Raw genomic sequence first — 15003 nt, 5'->3', positions numbered from 1 at the left:
AGACCGGGCGCGGCCAGGTGGTGGAGACCTCGCTGATCGAGGCCGGGCTGCAGCAGCTCTACTGGCATGCGGCCATCCACTTTGCCACGGGCGAATCGCCGGGGCCCAGTGGATCGGCGCACGTGCTCAGCACTGGTCACGGGTGGCGCGGGCGGCATCGGCCGTGCCATCGCATTGCGCCTTGCCCAGGAAGGCGCCGACATCGTTGTTGCGGCGCACAAGCACGACGCCGAGGCCGACGAAACCGCCGATGGCGTACGGGCGGCAGGCCGCCGCGCCCATGTGGTCGCGGGCGACATCGGCAACGTGGCGCAGGCGTTTGCCATCGTCGATCAGGCCGTGGCTGCAGTGGCGCCGTCGGGCAGTCTCGACATCCTGGTCAACAACGCCGGCGTCGAAGTGCGCGCGCCGTTCACCGAGGTCACCGAGGCCGACTACGATCGCGTGCTAGATACCAATCTCAAGGGGCCGTTCTTCCTTACCCAGCAGTTCGTGAAGCACAGACTGGCCTGCAAGCTGGGCGGCAAGGTCATCAATATCAGTTCTGTCCACGAGGACCTGCCCTTCCCGCATTTCACGAGCTACTGCGCCAGCAAGGGCGGCCTGCGCATGTTGATGCGCAACCTGGCCATCGAACTGGCGCCAGCCGGCATCACGGTCAACAACATCGCACCGGGCGCCATCCAGACGCCAATCAACCGCAAGCTGATGGCCGACCGCGCCGAACTGCAAGCGCTGCTCGCCAACATCCCGCTGGGGCGGTTGGGCCAACCCGACGAAGTCGCCGGGCTAGTGGCCTACCTGGCAAGCGCCGATGCCGACTACATCACCGGCACCACGCTCGTAATCGATGGCGGACTGCTCTGGAACTATGCGGAACAATAACGTGGCCACCGGGCGCGTGCCCCACGTCGCCGCGCGCACCCAGCCCGCCCAGGCTGATGCCGCGACAGCAGCGGCCCCGCCCGCCATGCTGGCCCAGGCGCCGGGCCAGCCCCCCTTGCCGCCGCACTGTCACGGGCACGCGCCCTGCGTCACCCATCTGCCTGCCCCCGCCCCGTGTATGCTGCCCGGCTGCGCAGACGCCGACACGGTGTCGCCGGCGGAACGCTACGCCGAACTGTTCGTCGACGTGCAGGCCAGCGGCATGTTCGCGGACAGCAAGACCTTCCCCGACTGCATTCCACTTGACGCGCCCGAAGCCATCCTGGCGCGCTACCGCGCCGAGCGGGCCGCACCGGATTTCTCGCTGGAGGCCTTCGTCCGCACGTATTTCGCGCGCGAGACCGTGTCGGACGATCACTACGAATCCGATCCGGACAATTCGCTGCGCGAGCATATCGACGGCCTGTGGCCGGTGCTGACGCGCGAGCCCGCCGAACATCCCCCGCGCTGTTCGCTGCTGCCGCTGCCCCAGCCCTATGTGGTGCCGGGCGGCCGCTTTCGCGAGCTGTACTACTGGGACTCGTACTTCACCATGCTGGGCCTGTCGGCCAGCGGCCGGCAAGACCTGCTGCGCGCGATGGCCGACAACTTCGCCTATCTGCTGGACACCTACGGGCTGGTGCCCAACGGCACGCGATCGTACTACCTGAGCCGTTCGCAGCCGCCCGTGTTCGTACTGATGACCGACCTGTTCGAGGATCAGGGCGTCGATGCGGCCGTGCGCTACCTGCCGCAGCTCGAACGCGAATATGCGTTCTGGATGGACGGCGCCGCGCACCTGGCCCCGGGCAACGCCTACCGGCGCCTGGTGCGCATGCCCGGCGGCGCCTTGCTCAACCGCTACTGGGACGACCGCGCCCATCCGCGCGAGGAAGCCTACCTGGAAGACGTTGCCACGGCGCGCCGCGCCGATCGCCCCGCGCACCTGGTATTCCGCGACCTGCGTGCCGCGGCGGAATCGGGCTGGGATTTCAGTTCGCGCTGGTGCGAGCCCGACCTGGCCAGCGGCCAGCCGACCTGCGACCTGGCCACCATCCGCACCACGGCAATCCTGCCCATCGACCTGAACGCCCTGCTCTGGCACACCGAATGCCGCCTGAGCGAGCTGTGCGAGCGCGCCGGCGACCGTGACGGTGCCACGCGCTACCGCGAGGCCGCGGACCGTCGCCGGCAAGCCATCTCGGCCACCATGTGGGACACCGGCACGGGCGCCTTCGTCGATTTCGACTGGCATCGCGGCGCACCGCGACCCTGTCTGAGCGCGGCCACGCTGATGCCGCTGTTCCTGGGGCTGGCTACCCCGGAGCAGGCCGCGCAGGTGGCCGACGTGGTGGCCGCCCGCCTGGTCGAGGAAGGCGGCCTGGCCACGACGGAGATCGACTCCGGCGAGCAATGGGACAGGCCGAACGGCTGGGCGCCGCTGCAGTGGATCGGCATCATGGGCCTGCGCCGCTATGGCTGCGACGCGCTGGCCGACGACATCGCACACCGGTGGCTCCAGACCGTGGCCAGCCTCTATGTCTCGGAATACAAGCTCGTGGAGAAATATCGCTTGCAGCGACGCCGTGCAGGCGGCGCAGAAGGGGGCGGCGGCGGCGAATATCCGCTGCAGGACGGCTTTGGCTGGACCAACGGTGTGGTCAACGCACTACTGGCGGTCTATCCGTGGCACCCCGCGCGACGCAGCAAGGCGGGCCGCCCCGACACCGGCGAATGATCGATGGAAGCCGGCCGCATCGCGGCGCCACAACGGCTGGCGGCGCATGAACTACCCAGGATTCGGAATTTCGTTCCTTTGTTCAGAATTTCGTGACGCAATGCCGCATTTCGCAGGGATTGTTCCGGATACGCCAATAACTCATGTGAGTTATTGGCGTAGCAGGTACGGAACGTCACACTGACGTAGGGTCATTTCGACACGACCCTAAACGACTTGGCAACTCTTACTACCCCGACGATCCCGCGCGTCGGGGTATTTCTTTTCCGGGCCAAATTTTGCCGCCGCGGCGCATCGCCGACACCCGCATTACGCTGGATCAACAGTCGGTCACCCGTCACATCCCGACACAAACTTCGGGCCTTTCCGCATGCAACATGGCGCCTCACTCACTCACCGATGACGGAGGCCCAGCATGAAACAGCACGACAAACCCACCCCCGGGAATCTCGACGAAAGCGCGGCTGACACAGACACGCACCGCGCGTCACGCGATGGCGGCAAGCCGCTTGCAGCCAGAGCCAAACCCGCCCGCAAGCCGACGTTCGCGGCGTTCCTCAAGACGATTCCGCCGGGCGACGCCTACGACGACCAGGACTTTGCACGGGTTCAATAACGGGGGGGCCGGGACATGTATCTGATCGACACCGATGTCATCAGCGAAAGCCGCAAGGGGCGCCGGGCCGACCCCGGCGTGCGCGCCTTCTTCGAGGATGCCGAGGCCGATGGCCACGCCCTGTTCGTCTCGGTGGTGACGATGGGAGAACTGCGGCGTGGTGTGGAACTGAAGCGGTTCCGGAGCGACCGGCAGCAATGCCAGGCGCTGGACGAATGGCTAGTGGCCATGCAACGCCGCTACCTGCACAACATCCTTGGCGTCGACGGACGCGTGGTCGAGCTGTGGGGCCACCTGCGGGTGCCCCATCCAGAGAACCCGCTGGACAAGATGATCGCCGCCAACGCGATGATTCACGGCCTGGCGGTGGTCACGCGCAACGTCCGGGATTTCGCCCAGACCGGCGTGCGGCTGGTCGATCCCTTCGGGACGGGACCGCCGATGCCGCGCACGCCGGCTCGAACGCCAGCCCTACGCGACGGCCTCAGCTTGCACTGATGCCCTTGGCCTTGACGATGGCGCTCCAGCGGTCGTAGTCCTTGTTGAGCCTCGCCTGCATCTGCTTGCCGTCCTGGAACGACGCGATGGCACCGGCGCTGACCAGCTTCTGCTGCAGTTCCTTGTCCTTGCCGATGATGTCGCGCGTCTCGCTGGCGATGCGGTCGACGATGGGCTGCGGGGTGTCCAGCGGCGCGATCAGGCCGCCCCAGGAATCGAAGTCGAAGCCCGGGAAGCCCTGCTCCGATACGGTCTTCACGCCCGGCAGCAGCACGCGGGCGTTGGGGGAACTCAGCGCGATGGCCTTGAGCTTGCCGGCACGGATATGCGGCAGGGCGGCGACCACGTCGGCAAACATGATGCCCACCTGGCCGCCGAGCAGATCGGCCACGGCCGGCGCGCTGCCTCGGTAGGGCACGTGCAGCACGTCGAAGCCGCCCAGGTCCTTGAGCTGCTCCATGGCCAGATGGCCAAAGCTGCCGGTGCCCGAGCTGGTATAGCTCAACGGCGTCTTGCTAGCCTTGGCGAAGCGGATCAGATCGGCGAGCGTTTCGACGTGCGGCACCACGGCCGGGTTGATGACGATGGCCATCGGCAGCACGTAGACCGTGGCCACGGACAGGAAGTCCTTCTTGACGTCGTAGGCGTTGGTCTTGTACATCAGCGGCGCCAGCAGGGCCGGCATGCCGAACATCGACAGGTTGTAGCCATCGGCCGGGCTGCGGATGAAGCTGGCCGTGCCGATCGAGCCCGAAGCACCGGGCTTGTTCTCGATGATGACCTGCTGCCCGAGGCGTTCCGACAGCTTCTGCGCCACGATGCGCGCGGCGGTATCGGTGGGGCCACCAGCGGGGAATGCCACCACCATCTTGATGAACTTGTCTGGCCAGCCGGTCTTGGCCAGCACCGAGGGCATCACGGCGGCCATCGACGCGGCGGCTCCCGCCTTCAGTACCTGGCGGCGGCTCAGTAGCAGCTTGGTCATTGTCTTGTCTCCTGTCGATCGAAAATTCGGGGTGTCAGATCACGCCTCGCGATTGCAGATCCGCGATGGCGTTGTCGTCGAGCGCTAGCAATTCCTTGAACACTTCGTGCGTGTGCTGGCCCATGTGGGGCGGTGGCATGCGCACGGGCAGGCGCTGGCCATCGAGCGCATATGGCGGTGCCAGCACAGCCTGCGCGCCGGCTTCGCTGTCCTCGAAGCGATGCAGCAGGCCGGCCTGCGCCGTGCGTTCGGATTGCAGGGCGTCCAGCATGCCCAGCACCTCGCCGCAGGGGATCTGCGCGGCCGTCAGGCGCTGCAGCAGTTCGGCGCGCGTAAAGCGCTGGAGCCGCTCGCGTACCTGCGCGAGCAACACGTCGCGATGGGCCGAGCGGGCCGTGTTGGTGGCAAAGCGTTCGTCGTCGGCCCATTCCGGGCAACCGATGACCTCGCGGCAGAAACGCTGGAACTGTCCGTTGTTGCCGACCGTGATCACCAGCGGTCCGTCGGCGGCCTCGAACACGCCATAAGGAACAATGGACGGATGGGCATTGCCGAACTTGGGCGGGTCGCCGGCCTTGAGCAATGCCTCCATGCCGTAGTAGGACGTGATCATTACGCCGCAGTCGTAAAGCGCCATCTGCACGTGGCGGCCGCGACCGGTGGACTGGCGCGCGAACAACGCAGCCAGGATCGCCTGGGCGGAATACATGCCCGTGAACATGTCGACTGCCGCCACGCCGAACTTCAGCGGGCCCTGACCGGCCTCGCCGTTGGTGGCCATCACGCCGGACTCACCCTGCACGACCAGATCGTAGCCGGGACGTTCGGCTTCGGGGGTGAAGCGCGCATAGCCGGAAATCGAGCAGTAGACCAGGCGCGGATTGATCTCGCTGAGCTGTTCGTAGCCCAGGCCGAGTTTTTCGGCGCCGCCCACCTTGAAATTCTGGATCACGACATCGCACTGCGCGGCGAGTTGCCGGGCCAGCGCCAGGCCCGCTTCGCTTTGCAGGTCCAGCGTCACCGATCGCTTGTTGCGGTTGGCGCTATTGAAATAGGAGGTATTGCGTGTGCCGATGCGCACGCCCCAATCGCGGGTGTCGTCGCCCCGGGCGGGATGTTCCACCTTGATGACGTCCGCACCGAGGTCGGCCAACGCCATCGCGCACATCGGTCCTGCCAGCACACGTGACAGGTCCAGCACCCGCACGCCGGCCAGCGGCAGCGATGCCATGTTTTCTTGATTCATGTTGCTGAGTCTCCCCGCTTCCGGATCTGTTCCTGCCAGGGAGGTCCGGTTGTCTTTACGAGCATGCATTGTCCATATGTTCCGAATCCTTGACAATTGCAACCAGTTTTCAACATATCTGAATACTCAAGGTTGACAATGGACCTGAACGCCCTCGCATTGCTGGTCGACATCATCGACGCTGGAAACCTGAGCCGAGCCGCCAGTCAGCTGGGCATGAGCCGCGCCAATGTGAGCAAGCGGCTCAATCATTTCGAGCGGCAGCTGGGCGCCGAACTGCTCAGGCGCAGCACCCGGCAGCTCGAACCCACCGAACTGGGATGGCAACTTTACGAACATGGCCGTGCCATCCGCCACGAACTGATGGCCGCCCAGGAATCGGTACAGAGCCTGGGCAAGCGCCTGAGCGGTACAGTGCGGCTCAGCGTGCCGAGCGGATTCGGCCAGCACACCATGTCGGCGTGGTTCATTGAGTTCATGACGATGTACCCCGCCATCACGCTCAATGTCATTTTTGACAATGACATCGAGGACCTGATCAAGGGTGCGGTGGACTTCTCCATCCGCGTCATGGCCGAAACGCCAACCAATGCCGTGGCCCACAGCCTGGGCGATGTCGAATACGTGGCTTGCGCCACGCCGGCGCTGGTGCGCGAACACGGCATGCCGCGCACGCTTGACCAGTTCCGGGACTTGCCGCTGATAACGTCCGAACTGACCGGTCAGAAGCTGCATGCGGCGGGTCGGGCGGGTGCGGCGGGCGGGGTGCCGAATATCCGCCCGCGCCTGATGTCGGCAAACTTCTTCTTCCTGCGCGAGGCCATCCTTCAGGGGCTGGGTGTGGGCCTGGTGCCCCGCTACATGGTCGACCGCGATCTGGCCGCCGGCGCCCTGCTGCAATTGCCCCTGCCGCCTCAGGACCTAGCCTTCCTGCGCACCACCATGTACCTGCTGTACATGCCGGCCCGCTACCAGACGCGCGCCGTCACGACGCTGGTCGCCTTCCTGCGCGACAAGGCGACCAGCCGATAACCGACGAGCGCCGAGATCGGCGGCGCCGGGCGCCTCGGGCCGCACGCGGGCGGGCGCGGCCGTCCGGCGGCTACACTTCCAGCTTTACACCCCGCCCCGCCCGGATTCCGCCGGGTCTTCAGCCATGTCGCACCCCATTTCCGCCGCCTCCGTCTCCCTGGTCGATTTTCGTGCCGAACCGGCCCCCGCCCACGACAATCCGCGCCCCGACCGCCTGGTGCAGGGCAATCCGGACCGCACCACCTGGACGCACTACAGCGCCGAGCAGGGCGACTTCGACTGCGGCATCTGGGCGTGCCAGCCGGGCGCGTGGCGCATCGCCTTTCCGGCGGGCAAGGAAGAATTCTTCTGCATCATCAGTGGCCGGCTGCGCATCACCAGCCATACTGGTAGCGCACGGGAGTTCGGCCCGGGCGATGCCTGTGTGATCCCGGCGGGATTCGAGGGCGTCTTTGAAGTCATCGAACCGGTACGCAAGCATTTCGTCGTGATCGATCGCAACGCGGGCTGAGCGGCCCGCAGGAGTTCCTGCCATGCCCAGCCAGCCCGCCCTGCTTGCCGCCCTGACCCTGCTCCCTGCCGTTCTGGTTCTCGCCGGTCCCGCCCACGCCGCGCCGACGGCCGTCACGCCGAGCTTCGACTGCAAGAAGGCGGAAGGCCAGATCGAGCAGATGGTCTGCAAGGACGCCACCCTGGCGCGGCTGGACCGCGAAACCACCCGGCTCTACGGCCTGGCGCTCGATGCCCGGTCGCTGCCAACCGCGCAGAAAAAATCGCTGATTGCCGAGCAGCGTGGCTGGATCAAGGGCCGCAACGACTGCTGGAAGGCCGACGATGCGCGCGCCTGCACGGCCACCACCTATCTGCAGCGGATCTACGACCTGCGTCATGGCTACGCGGGCGCGCATACGCAGGACGAGCGCGGCATCAGCCGGGGCCCGTTCAATATCCGATGCCCCGGCGTGGACGCGGTCATCGCCGGCACCTTCGTGCAGACCGACCCCGGTTACGCCTACCTGCGCTGGCTGGATCAGCAAGTCGTGCTGCAGCAAGCGCCGGCGGCCTCGGGGGCGCGCTATGTCGCCACGCTGAAGGACGGCGAGGCGCAGTTCTGGGACAAGGGAGCGGACGCCCGGCTGGCGCTGCCCGGCAAACCCGAAATGGATTGCCGCGTGGAGATGACCGCCCACTGAAGGCGGCGCCGCGCCCGATACGCGGCACGTGGATACGTGGATACGTGGCACAGACACGACGGTCGCCACAGATTCCCCCATATTCCTCACGTGCAGGCCAAGTTCCATTTGCCGCCCGTTGCACGCATCCATATAATAACGATTCTCATTTCCCGGTATTCGTACCTCTGCAGGCCCGCCGCGGCGACAAGGAAAGGACAATGGCCGCCGACGCCGGTCCGCATCAGGACATTCACGCGCTGTACAGCAACCATCACAGCTGGCTACTCGGCTGGCTACACCGCAAGGTGGGCTGCTGGCACCGTTCCGCCGACCTGGCCCAGGACACGTTCATGCGCCTGCTGGCCCGCGAGGAAACCCCGTCCATTCTTGAGCCACGTGCCTTTCTGACCACCGTCGCGCAACGCGTGATGGCCAACCAGTGGCGGCGCGACAAGCTGGAACAGGCCTATCTGGAAGCGCTCGCGCACCAGCCGCCGTCGCTGGTGCCCTCGGTCGAGGAACGCGCGATCCTGCTCGAGACGCTGCAGGAAATCGCCGAACTGCTCGACGGCTTGCCCGTGCCGGTGCAGCGCGCCTTCCTGATGGCGCAGCTCGATGGCCTGAGCCAGGCCGAAATCGCCGCCACCTTGAAGATCTCCGTCACCACCGTCAAGCGCTACCTGATTCGTGCCGGCACGCAGTGCTATTTCGCGATGGCCGCGCCATGACCCGCCAAGCCGCCTCGACCTTGGGCGTCAGGCCCGAAGTGGCGCATGCCGCCGTGGAATGGCTGGTCACGCTGCAAGGCGGCGACGCCGACGATGCCACCCGCGCCGCCTGGCGCCGCTGGCTCGACCAGCATCCCGAACACGCGCGTGCCTGGGCGCAGATCGAAGCCGTCAATGCGCGGCTGCGCGGCGTGGCCTCGCCGCTGGCCAGCGCGGTAGCCAATGCCGCGTTGACGCCGCCGCAGTCGGCCAGTCGCCGCCAGGCCGTCCGGGCGCTCGCCACGCTGTTCGTGGGGGGTGGCGCGGCGTGGATGACGCGCGAACACGCGCCCCTGCAGGGGTGGCTGGCCGATGCCCACACCGCCGTGGGAGCGCAGCGCCGGCTGACCCTCGACGACGGCACGCACGTGCAACTCAATACGGATACCGCCATCGACATCGCCTTCTCGGCAACCGAGCGCCGTGTGGTCCTGAAGCGCGGCGAGATCCAGATTGAAACGGCACGCGATACCGCGTCGGCGCCTCGGCCGTTCATCGTGGCCACACAGGCGGCCACGCTGCGGCCGTTGGGTACGCGCTTCGCGGTACGCCATCTCACCGATGCGGGCTGGATCGGCGTGACCGAAGGCGCGGTATCGGTGCGACCCGCCGAAGCCATCGCCGCCGAGCGCGTCATCATGGCCGGCCACGCCGCGCACTTCACGGCGGAGAGCGTGGACGCACCCGCGCCGTTATCCGACACCGCCACCGCCTGGACGGAAGGCATGCTGGTGGCGGCCGACATGCGGCTCGATGCGTTCCTGGCCGATGTCGATCGCTACCGTCCTGGCCATCTGCGCTGCGATCCGACCATCGCGACACTGCGGGTTTCCGGCACCTTCCCCGTTGCCGACACCGACCGCATCCTTGACGCACTGCGCAGCATGCTGCCCGTGCGCGTCCATTTCATGACGCGCTACTGGACCACGGTACTGCCCGCCTGATCGTCGTTCTACGATTTCTTATACGGCCTCGCCGCTCCAGGCGCGGATGATATCCACGGCCCCGATTTCCGCACCGACACTCGCCTCGCAGGCGGCCTGGCCGATCTCGCGGGCCCAGTATTGCTCGGACCCATCGGCCACGCGCCAAGCATGCAGCCGGCGCGTATAGAGCTGGAGATCGTATTCGGCGGTGATGCCGATGGCCCCGTGCACCGCGTGGGCCATCGAAGTGACCGGCGCGACGGCATCGCTGGCGCCGAACTTGGCGATGGCCGCGTGCATGCGATGCGGCGTCCAGCCATCGCCGGAAAATGCGATCTGCGCAGCAATGCGCGTGGCCGCCACCTGCTCAGCCATCACACTGATCTGGTGCTGGATCGCCTGGAACTTGCCCACGGGCCGGCCAAACTGCACGCGGTCGTTGGCGTACTGCAGGGTCAGGTCGAACACGCGTGCAATGGCCCCAGCCATCTGCGCGGCATGCAGCGCCGCGCCAATCGTGCGCAGCGTGCCCGGCGGCAAGGCAAAGGCTGACGCCGGCCCGCCTGCGATGCTGACGGTCAGGTCGCCGTGCACCCCGGTGGGCGCCACATCGGCGGCGTCGCGGTGCAACAGCCAGGCGCGGTCCGCCTGCTGCGCCAGGAACCAGCGTGCCGTTGCGCCATCGGCAACCAGCGTGCGCGCTTGCGGGCCGAAGCTGGCCAGCGCGATGGGGCCGTCCGGAATGGCGACGCCGGCCGCGTGCAGCAGCGCGCGTGCAAAGATCGTCTGGCCCAGCGGCAGCGGTGTCGCGTACTGGCCGGTGACCCGCAGCATCGGCAACAGGTCGCGCAACGTCAGTCCGTCGGGCAGCAGGCTGTCCGCGAAGCCACTGGCGTCGAGTTGCGCCCAGAGCGCGGAGGCTACCGGCTCGGCGCCGGCCTCGATGGCGCGCACCACGGCCGGCGTGCAGTGATCGCGCAGGACCGTTTCCAGCGCATCGGCGTAAATATCGTCCATGCCCACTCTCCGTGTCAGCGTAGTCCCAGGCCACGCGCGATCATCCCGCGCAGGATTTCGCGCGTGCCGCCCCGCAGCGAATAGGTGGGCGAGATCTGGCTCACATAGGCGGCCGTGCGATACAGGTCGGCATCGGCGGCAAGGTCGGCCAGGTCGCCCAGTGCCGCCTCGGCCAGCGCGCCGATCGATTGCTCCAGCCCGGTGCCCAGGTCCTTGACCAGCGCGGCTTCGACCAGCGGGCTTTCGCCGGCCGCCAGCCTGGCAGTCACCGCCAGCGACATGGCGCGCAGCGTGGCAAGCTGGCCCATGATCCGGCCGATCGTCACCACATCGCGCTGCACCGCCGGCAGCCGGCGCAGGGCCGCCATCCACGCATCGAGCAGCACCACGCTCGAATACAGCCGTTCGGGGCCGCTGCGCTCGAAGGCCAGTTCCGCGTTGACCTGCTCCCAGCCCGCGCCCTCCTGCCCGATCAGGGCGTCGGCGGGCAATTGCACGTCGTCGAAGCTGACTTCCGAGAAATGCGCATCGCCGGCCAGGTCGTGGATCGGCCGCACCGTCACGCCCGGCAGCGACAGGTCGACGATCACCTGCGACAGCCCCTTCTGCCGATCGCCGGTCTCGCCCGATGTCCGCACCAGCGCCAGCATGAAGTGGCAGCGGTCAGCATTGGTCGTCCAGATCTTGCGGCCATTCAGGCGCCATCCACCATCGGGCAGCGGCACCGCACGCGTGGCCACGCTGGCCAGGTCGGAGCCCGCATTGGGCTCGCTCATGCCGATGCAGAAGAACGCCTCGCCGCGACAGATGCGCGGCAGGTAGAACGCCCGCTGCGTGTCGTTGCCGTAGCGCAGGATCAGCGGCCCGCTCTGGCGGTCGGCGATCCAGTGGGCCGACACCGGCGCGCCGCAGGCCAGCAATTCCTCCACCAGCACAAAGCGCGAGAACGCATCGAGACCGGCCCCGCCGTACTGCGCCGGCAACGTGATGCCGACCCATCCGCGCTTTGCCAGCGCACGACTGAAACCGGCATCGAAACCCATCCACGAGCGCGCCCGCACGTCTGGCGGCAGCGCTGACAAATGGTCCTGCATGAAAGCCTTGACCTGCTGCCGGAACGCGGTGGCCCCGGCAGGCAATGCGGTCAGCGCGAACGTGCCAAACAACGGATGCAATCTCGACTCCTTTACTGGTCCATCCAGCGGCCGACCGGCGAGTGATTGCCGGTCAGTCCAGCGTGACGCCCGTGTCCTTGACCACCTTCTGCCAGCGGTCGATCTCCTGGGCCAGGTATTTCGCGTAGGCGTCGGGGCTGGAGCCGCGCGCTTCGGCCCCTTGCGCGGCAAGACTGGCGCGCACATCGGCCGAACCCAGTGCCTTCAGCGCGGCCGCGTTGAGCCTGCGAACGATGTCTGACGGCGTCTTCGCAGGCACCATCATCCCCTGCCAGGCACCGACCTCGAACCCCTGCATGCCGGATTCCGCCAGCGTCGGCACGTCGGGCAATTGCGCACTGCGCGCGGCGCTGGTCACGGCCAGCGCCTTCATGCGCTTGTCCCGGATGAACGGCAGCGACGAATTGATCGTGTCGGTCATGAACTGCACCTGTCCGCTGGCCAGGTCGGTCAGCGCCGGAGCGCTGCCCTTGTACGGCGCATGCACCGCGTCCAGGCCGTTGGCCTGCAGAAACAGGAACGCGGCCAGATGCGTGACGTTGCCGTTGCCAGCCGAGCCGTAGGTCATCTTGCCAGGGTGCGACTTGAGCCAGGCCACGAACTCGGGCACCGTGTTCGCCGGCACCTGCGCGTTGACTTCCAGCACCAGCGGCACGTTGGCCGTCATGGCCACGGCCACCAGGTCACGCTTTACGTCATAGGGCAGCTTCTTGTACAGCGCCTGGCTGAGCGCGATCGACGACGTGTTGTACAGCACCGTGTAACCATCGGCGGGCGACTTGGCGACGATCTCGTTGCCGATGTTGCCGTTGGCGCCCGGCCGGTTGTCGACCAGCACCTGCTGACCGAGTTCGTCCGACATCTTGCGGGCGATCACGCGCGATACCAGGTCGGTAGGCCCGCCGGGCGGGAACGGCACCACCAGCCGGATCGGCCGCTCGGGATAGGTGGCGGCCAGCGCCGGGCGCGGCAGCGGGGCCATGGCCAGCGCGCACCCTGTCAGCGCCAGCAGCCATGCGCGGCGCTTGGGAATGTTGAAGCAATGCCTGGCAATTCTGCTCTGTGTGGGCATGGTTGTCTCCTCCGGTAATAGCCGTATCCTGCCTCACCCTGTAAAGGGGGCAGGCAGCGCGCGGTCGACGCGACTTGCCGTCGCGTGGTCGGGCCGTCTCAGGCCATATCAGGCCTCGCGTCCGGCCAGCAGCCGCCGCGCGGTATAGGTCATGACCAGCGCCTGGCGCTGGTTGAACACCTCGATCGATGAGTCCACCACAGCGCGGCCGCTCTTCGACGTCGGCCGCACGCCGGTCACGGTGATCCGTGCGTGGATCGTGTCGCCCACCAGCACCGGGCCGAGGATCTTCTGCGTCAGTTCCAGCATTGCCAGGCCCGTGCCCTGGATCATCGTCTGCAGGATGAAGCCCTCGATCAGCGCATAGGTCAGTGCGGCGGGTACCGGCCGGCCCTTGATCGCGCCGGCCTCGTACCCTTCCTCAATGAAGATGGCCTCCAGCATGCCGGTGACCGAGATGAAGTTGACCAGGTCGGTCTCGGTCACGGTGCGGCGGAAGGTCTCGAATACCTGGCCTTCCTGAATGTCCTGCCAGTAGAAGCCCTGTCCCAGGCGTTGCGGCTTGGCTGCGGTCATGTGCTCTCCGTGTCGTGTGTGGATTGGTGTGGTGCGATGGTCAATCACCCAGCGCGGCAATTTCGGCGTCGCTCAGGCCCAGGTTGCCCAGCACTTCGCGCGTGTGCTCGCCCAGGCGCGGCGGCACGCTGGCATGGGCGCGTTCACCGTCGAAGCGCACCGGCGCCCCCGGAAAGCGCAGCGTGCCCATGGCCGGGTCGTCCACCTGATCGAAGAAGCCGGTGGCCCGCAGGTGGGGGTCATCCACCAGTTCGTCGAGGTCGTTCACGCGCGCCACCGGAATCTGCAGCGTCTCGCACAGCGCCAGCCAGTCGTCGGTGCTGCGTTCGCGCACCAGCTCGCCGGTGATCTCGTAGAGCGTCTCGATATGGCGCGTACGCGCGGCAATGTCGGTGAAGCGGGCATCGGCGGCCAGGTCGTCGCGGCCGGCCGCCTGGAAGAAGTCGCGCCAGTGGGCATCGGTGTACGGCATCATGCAGACGTAGCCGTCGGCCGTCTGGTAGGGCCGTCGCAACGGCGCCAGCACGCGCGGATAGCCGGCCGTGGCGCGTGGCGGCTCGAAGTGCTGGCCATACAGGTGCTCGACCAGGTTGAAGGCCACCATCGACTCGAACATCGGCACTTCCACCATGCCGCCCTTGCCGCCGTTGCGCTCGCGGCCAGCCAGCGCCGCCGAAATCGACAGCGCGGCCACCAACCCGCTGGTCTTGTCGGCCGAGATGGTCGGGAAGTAGCGCACGGTGCCGGTCTGCGCGGCCATCAGCGCGGCATTGCCGCAAAGCCCCTGGATGATGTCGTCGTAGGCCGGCCGGCCGCCGTAGGGGCCATCCTCGGCAAAGCCCAGCAGGCTCACGTAGACCAGTTGCGGATGCCGCGCCATGACGCTGGCCGGGTCCAGGTCCAGCTTGCCCAGCTTCTGCGGACGCATGCTGTGCAGGAACACATCGGCCGTTTCCAGCAGTTTGTGCAACGCAGCCTGTGCGGCCGGCTGCTTCAGGTTCAGCACCACGCTCTTCTTGCTGCGGTTCACGCCCAGGAAAATGGCGGACATGCCGTCTTCCGTTGCCGGGCCGGTACGGCGGGTGGAATCGCCGTCGGGGGTTTCCACCTTGATGACTTCGGCACCCAGGTCGGCCAGCCACTGGCTGGCGTAGGGGCCCATGACGACCGTCGACAGGTCGACGACACGGATACCAGACAGGGGCAGCATCGCAGTGTCTCCTTATGGCTTTTGTGGATCTGATGGGGGCTTAGCG

Annotated in this window: 16 protein-coding genes and 1 pseudogene; 10 read left to right on the top strand and 7 right to left on the bottom strand. The window is 67.1% G+C overall.

Going from position 1 to position 15003, the window contains the following annotated elements; genetic code table 11:
* The 5 genes and pseudogenes from CYJ10_RS35020 to CYJ10_RS30420 form a co-directional block, all read left to right on the top strand.
* Nucleotides 1–134 (top strand): annotated as a pseudogene (locus CYJ10_RS35020) (CoA transferase); the annotation flags it as partial.
* Nucleotides 109–885, top strand: a complete 777-nt coding sequence (locus tag CYJ10_RS30435; protein WP_257993603.1) for an SDR family NAD(P)-dependent oxidoreductase — start codon at nucleotides 109–111, stop codon at nucleotides 883–885. The pseudogene CYJ10_RS35020 and the gene CYJ10_RS30435, both read left to right, overlap by 26 nt.
* Nucleotides 872–2662: an alpha,alpha-trehalase TreF gene (treF, locus tag CYJ10_RS30430; RefSeq protein ID WP_219621556.1), complete on the top strand. Its 1791-nt coding sequence runs from the start codon at nucleotides 872–874 to the stop codon at nucleotides 2660–2662. Before CYJ10_RS30435 ends, treF begins: the two co-directional genes overlap by 14 nt.
* Before the next feature lie 415 nt (nucleotides 2663–3077).
* The gene (locus CYJ10_RS30425) at nucleotides 3078–3278 is read left to right on the top strand and encodes a hypothetical protein (RefSeq protein WP_101685160.1); all 201 of its coding nucleotides are present in this window, start codon (nucleotides 3078–3080) and stop codon (nucleotides 3276–3278) included.
* A 15-nt stretch (nucleotides 3279–3293) separates the two neighbouring features.
* Nucleotides 3294–3776 (top strand): type II toxin-antitoxin system VapC family toxin, encoded by a 483-nt coding sequence (locus CYJ10_RS30420; RefSeq protein WP_101685159.1) that lies wholly within the window; start codon nucleotides 3294–3296, stop codon nucleotides 3774–3776.
* Here the strand turns inward: CYJ10_RS30420 and CYJ10_RS30415 are convergent.
* A complete protein-coding gene (locus CYJ10_RS30415) occupies nucleotides 3763–4761 on the bottom strand; it encodes a tripartite tricarboxylate transporter substrate binding protein (protein ID WP_101685158.1) in 999 nt (332 codons plus the stop codon). The genes CYJ10_RS30420 and CYJ10_RS30415 overlap by 14 nt on opposite strands.
* 34 nt (nucleotides 4762–4795) lie before the next feature.
* Nucleotides 4796–6007 (bottom strand): CaiB/BaiF CoA transferase family protein, encoded by a 1212-nt coding sequence (locus CYJ10_RS30410; RefSeq protein WP_101685157.1) that lies wholly within the window; start codon nucleotides 6005–6007, stop codon nucleotides 4796–4798.
* Nucleotides 6008–6145: 138 nt separating this feature from the next.
* On the opposite strand from CYJ10_RS30410, the gene CYJ10_RS30405 reads away from it, so the two are divergent.
* The 5 genes from CYJ10_RS30405 to CYJ10_RS30385 all read left to right on the top strand — a co-directional run bounded on the left by CYJ10_RS30405 (nucleotide 6146) and on the right by CYJ10_RS30385 (nucleotide 9925).
* On the top strand, nucleotides 6146–7039 hold the full coding sequence (locus tag CYJ10_RS30405; protein ID WP_101685156.1) for a LysR family transcriptional regulator: 894 nt from the start codon (nucleotides 6146–6148) through the stop codon (nucleotides 7037–7039).
* A 124-nt stretch (nucleotides 7040–7163) separates the two neighbouring features.
* Nucleotides 7164–7550, top strand: a complete 387-nt coding sequence (locus tag CYJ10_RS30400; protein WP_101685155.1) for a cupin domain-containing protein — start codon at nucleotides 7164–7166, stop codon at nucleotides 7548–7550.
* 22 nt (nucleotides 7551–7572) lie between these two features.
* Nucleotides 7573–8232: an MliC family protein gene (locus tag CYJ10_RS30395; RefSeq protein WP_101685154.1), complete on the top strand. Its 660-nt coding sequence runs from the start codon at nucleotides 7573–7575 to the stop codon at nucleotides 8230–8232.
* 200 nt (nucleotides 8233–8432) lie between these two features.
* Entirely contained in the window at nucleotides 8433–8942 is a 510-nt protein-coding gene (locus CYJ10_RS30390; protein ID WP_101685153.1) for a sigma-70 family RNA polymerase sigma factor, read from the top strand.
* The gene (locus CYJ10_RS30385; RefSeq protein WP_101685152.1) at nucleotides 8939–9925 is read left to right on the top strand and encodes a FecR domain-containing protein; all 987 of its coding nucleotides are present in this window, start codon (nucleotides 8939–8941) and stop codon (nucleotides 9923–9925) included. The genes CYJ10_RS30390 and CYJ10_RS30385 overlap by 4 nt, the downstream gene beginning before the upstream one ends.
* A gap of 18 nt (nucleotides 9926–9943) precedes the next feature.
* Here the strand turns inward: CYJ10_RS30385 and CYJ10_RS30380 are convergent, their stop codons facing one another.
* The 5 genes from CYJ10_RS30380 to CYJ10_RS30360 form a co-directional block, all read right to left on the bottom strand.
* A complete protein-coding gene (locus tag CYJ10_RS30380) occupies nucleotides 9944–10924 on the bottom strand; it encodes an acyl-CoA dehydrogenase family protein (RefSeq protein WP_101685151.1) in 981 nt (326 codons plus the stop codon).
* Between the two features lie 14 nt (nucleotides 10925–10938).
* Entirely contained in the window at nucleotides 10939–12099 is a 1161-nt protein-coding gene (locus CYJ10_RS30375; protein WP_101685150.1) for an acyl-CoA dehydrogenase family protein, read from the bottom strand.
* A gap of 52 nt (nucleotides 12100–12151) precedes the next feature.
* Nucleotides 12152–13171, bottom strand: coding sequence for a Bug family tripartite tricarboxylate transporter substrate binding protein (locus CYJ10_RS30370; protein ID WP_101685149.1), 1020 nt, complete (start codon nucleotides 13169–13171; stop codon nucleotides 12152–12154).
* Between the two features lie 108 nt (nucleotides 13172–13279).
* Nucleotides 13280–13747: a MaoC family dehydratase gene (locus CYJ10_RS30365; RefSeq protein WP_101685148.1), complete on the bottom strand. Its 468-nt coding sequence runs from the start codon at nucleotides 13745–13747 to the stop codon at nucleotides 13280–13282.
* A gap of 40 nt (nucleotides 13748–13787) precedes the next feature.
* Entirely contained in the window at nucleotides 13788–14957 is a 1170-nt protein-coding gene (locus tag CYJ10_RS30360; protein WP_101685147.1) for a CaiB/BaiF CoA transferase family protein, read from the bottom strand.
* Nucleotides 14958–15003: the final 46 nt, after the last annotated feature.

Origin of the sequence: Cupriavidus pauculus (assembly GCF_002858765.1) — a bacterium.
GTDB classification, from domain to species: domain Bacteria; phylum Pseudomonadota; class Gammaproteobacteria; order Burkholderiales; family Burkholderiaceae; genus Cupriavidus; species Cupriavidus pauculus_B.
The sequence above is the reverse complement of the archived record's forward strand: the minus strand, read 5'-3'. Positions and strand labels throughout refer to the sequence as shown.

Bases quoted from the DNA above. Each gene is read 5' to 3' on its own strand.
- CYJ10_RS30395 (WP_101685154.1), top strand. From the start codon at position 7,573: ATGCCCAGCCAGCCCGCCCTGCTTGCCGCCCTGACCCTGCTCCCTGCC.
- CYJ10_RS30385 (WP_101685152.1), top strand. From the start codon at position 8,939: ATGACCCGCCAAGCCGCCTCGACCTTGGGCGTCAGGCCCGAAGTGGCG.
- treF (WP_219621556.1), top strand. From the start codon at position 872: ATGCGGAACAATAACGTGGCCACCGGGCGCGTGCCCCACGTCGCCGCG.
- CYJ10_RS30420 (WP_101685159.1), top strand. From the start codon at position 3,294: ATGTATCTGATCGACACCGATGTCATCAGCGAAAGCCGCAAGGGGCGC.
- CYJ10_RS30425 (WP_101685160.1), top strand. From the start codon at position 3,078: ATGAAACAGCACGACAAACCCACCCCCGGGAATCTCGACGAAAGCGCG.
- CYJ10_RS30410 (WP_101685157.1), bottom strand. From the start codon at position 6,007: ATGAATCAAGAAAACATGGCATCGCTGCCGCTGGCCGGCGTGCGGGTG.
- CYJ10_RS30370 (WP_101685149.1), bottom strand. From the start codon at position 13,171: ATGCCCACACAGAGCAGAATTGCCAGGCATTGCTTCAACATTCCCAAG.
- CYJ10_RS30415 (WP_101685158.1), bottom strand. From the start codon at position 4,761: ATGACCAAGCTGCTACTGAGCCGCCGCCAGGTACTGAAGGCGGGAGCC.
- CYJ10_RS30405 (WP_101685156.1), top strand. From the start codon at position 6,146: ATGGACCTGAACGCCCTCGCATTGCTGGTCGACATCATCGACGCTGGA.
- CYJ10_RS30365 (WP_101685148.1), bottom strand. From the start codon at position 13,747: ATGACCGCAGCCAAGCCGCAACGCCTGGGACAGGGCTTCTACTGGCAG.
- CYJ10_RS30360 (WP_101685147.1), bottom strand. From the start codon at position 14,957: ATGCTGCCCCTGTCTGGTATCCGTGTCGTCGACCTGTCGACGGTCGTC.
- CYJ10_RS30390 (WP_101685153.1), top strand. From the start codon at position 8,433: ATGGCCGCCGACGCCGGTCCGCATCAGGACATTCACGCGCTGTACAGC.
- CYJ10_RS30380 (WP_101685151.1), bottom strand. From the start codon at position 10,924: ATGGACGATATTTACGCCGATGCGCTGGAAACGGTCCTGCGCGATCAC.
- CYJ10_RS30400 (WP_101685155.1), top strand. From the start codon at position 7,164: ATGTCGCACCCCATTTCCGCCGCCTCCGTCTCCCTGGTCGATTTTCGT.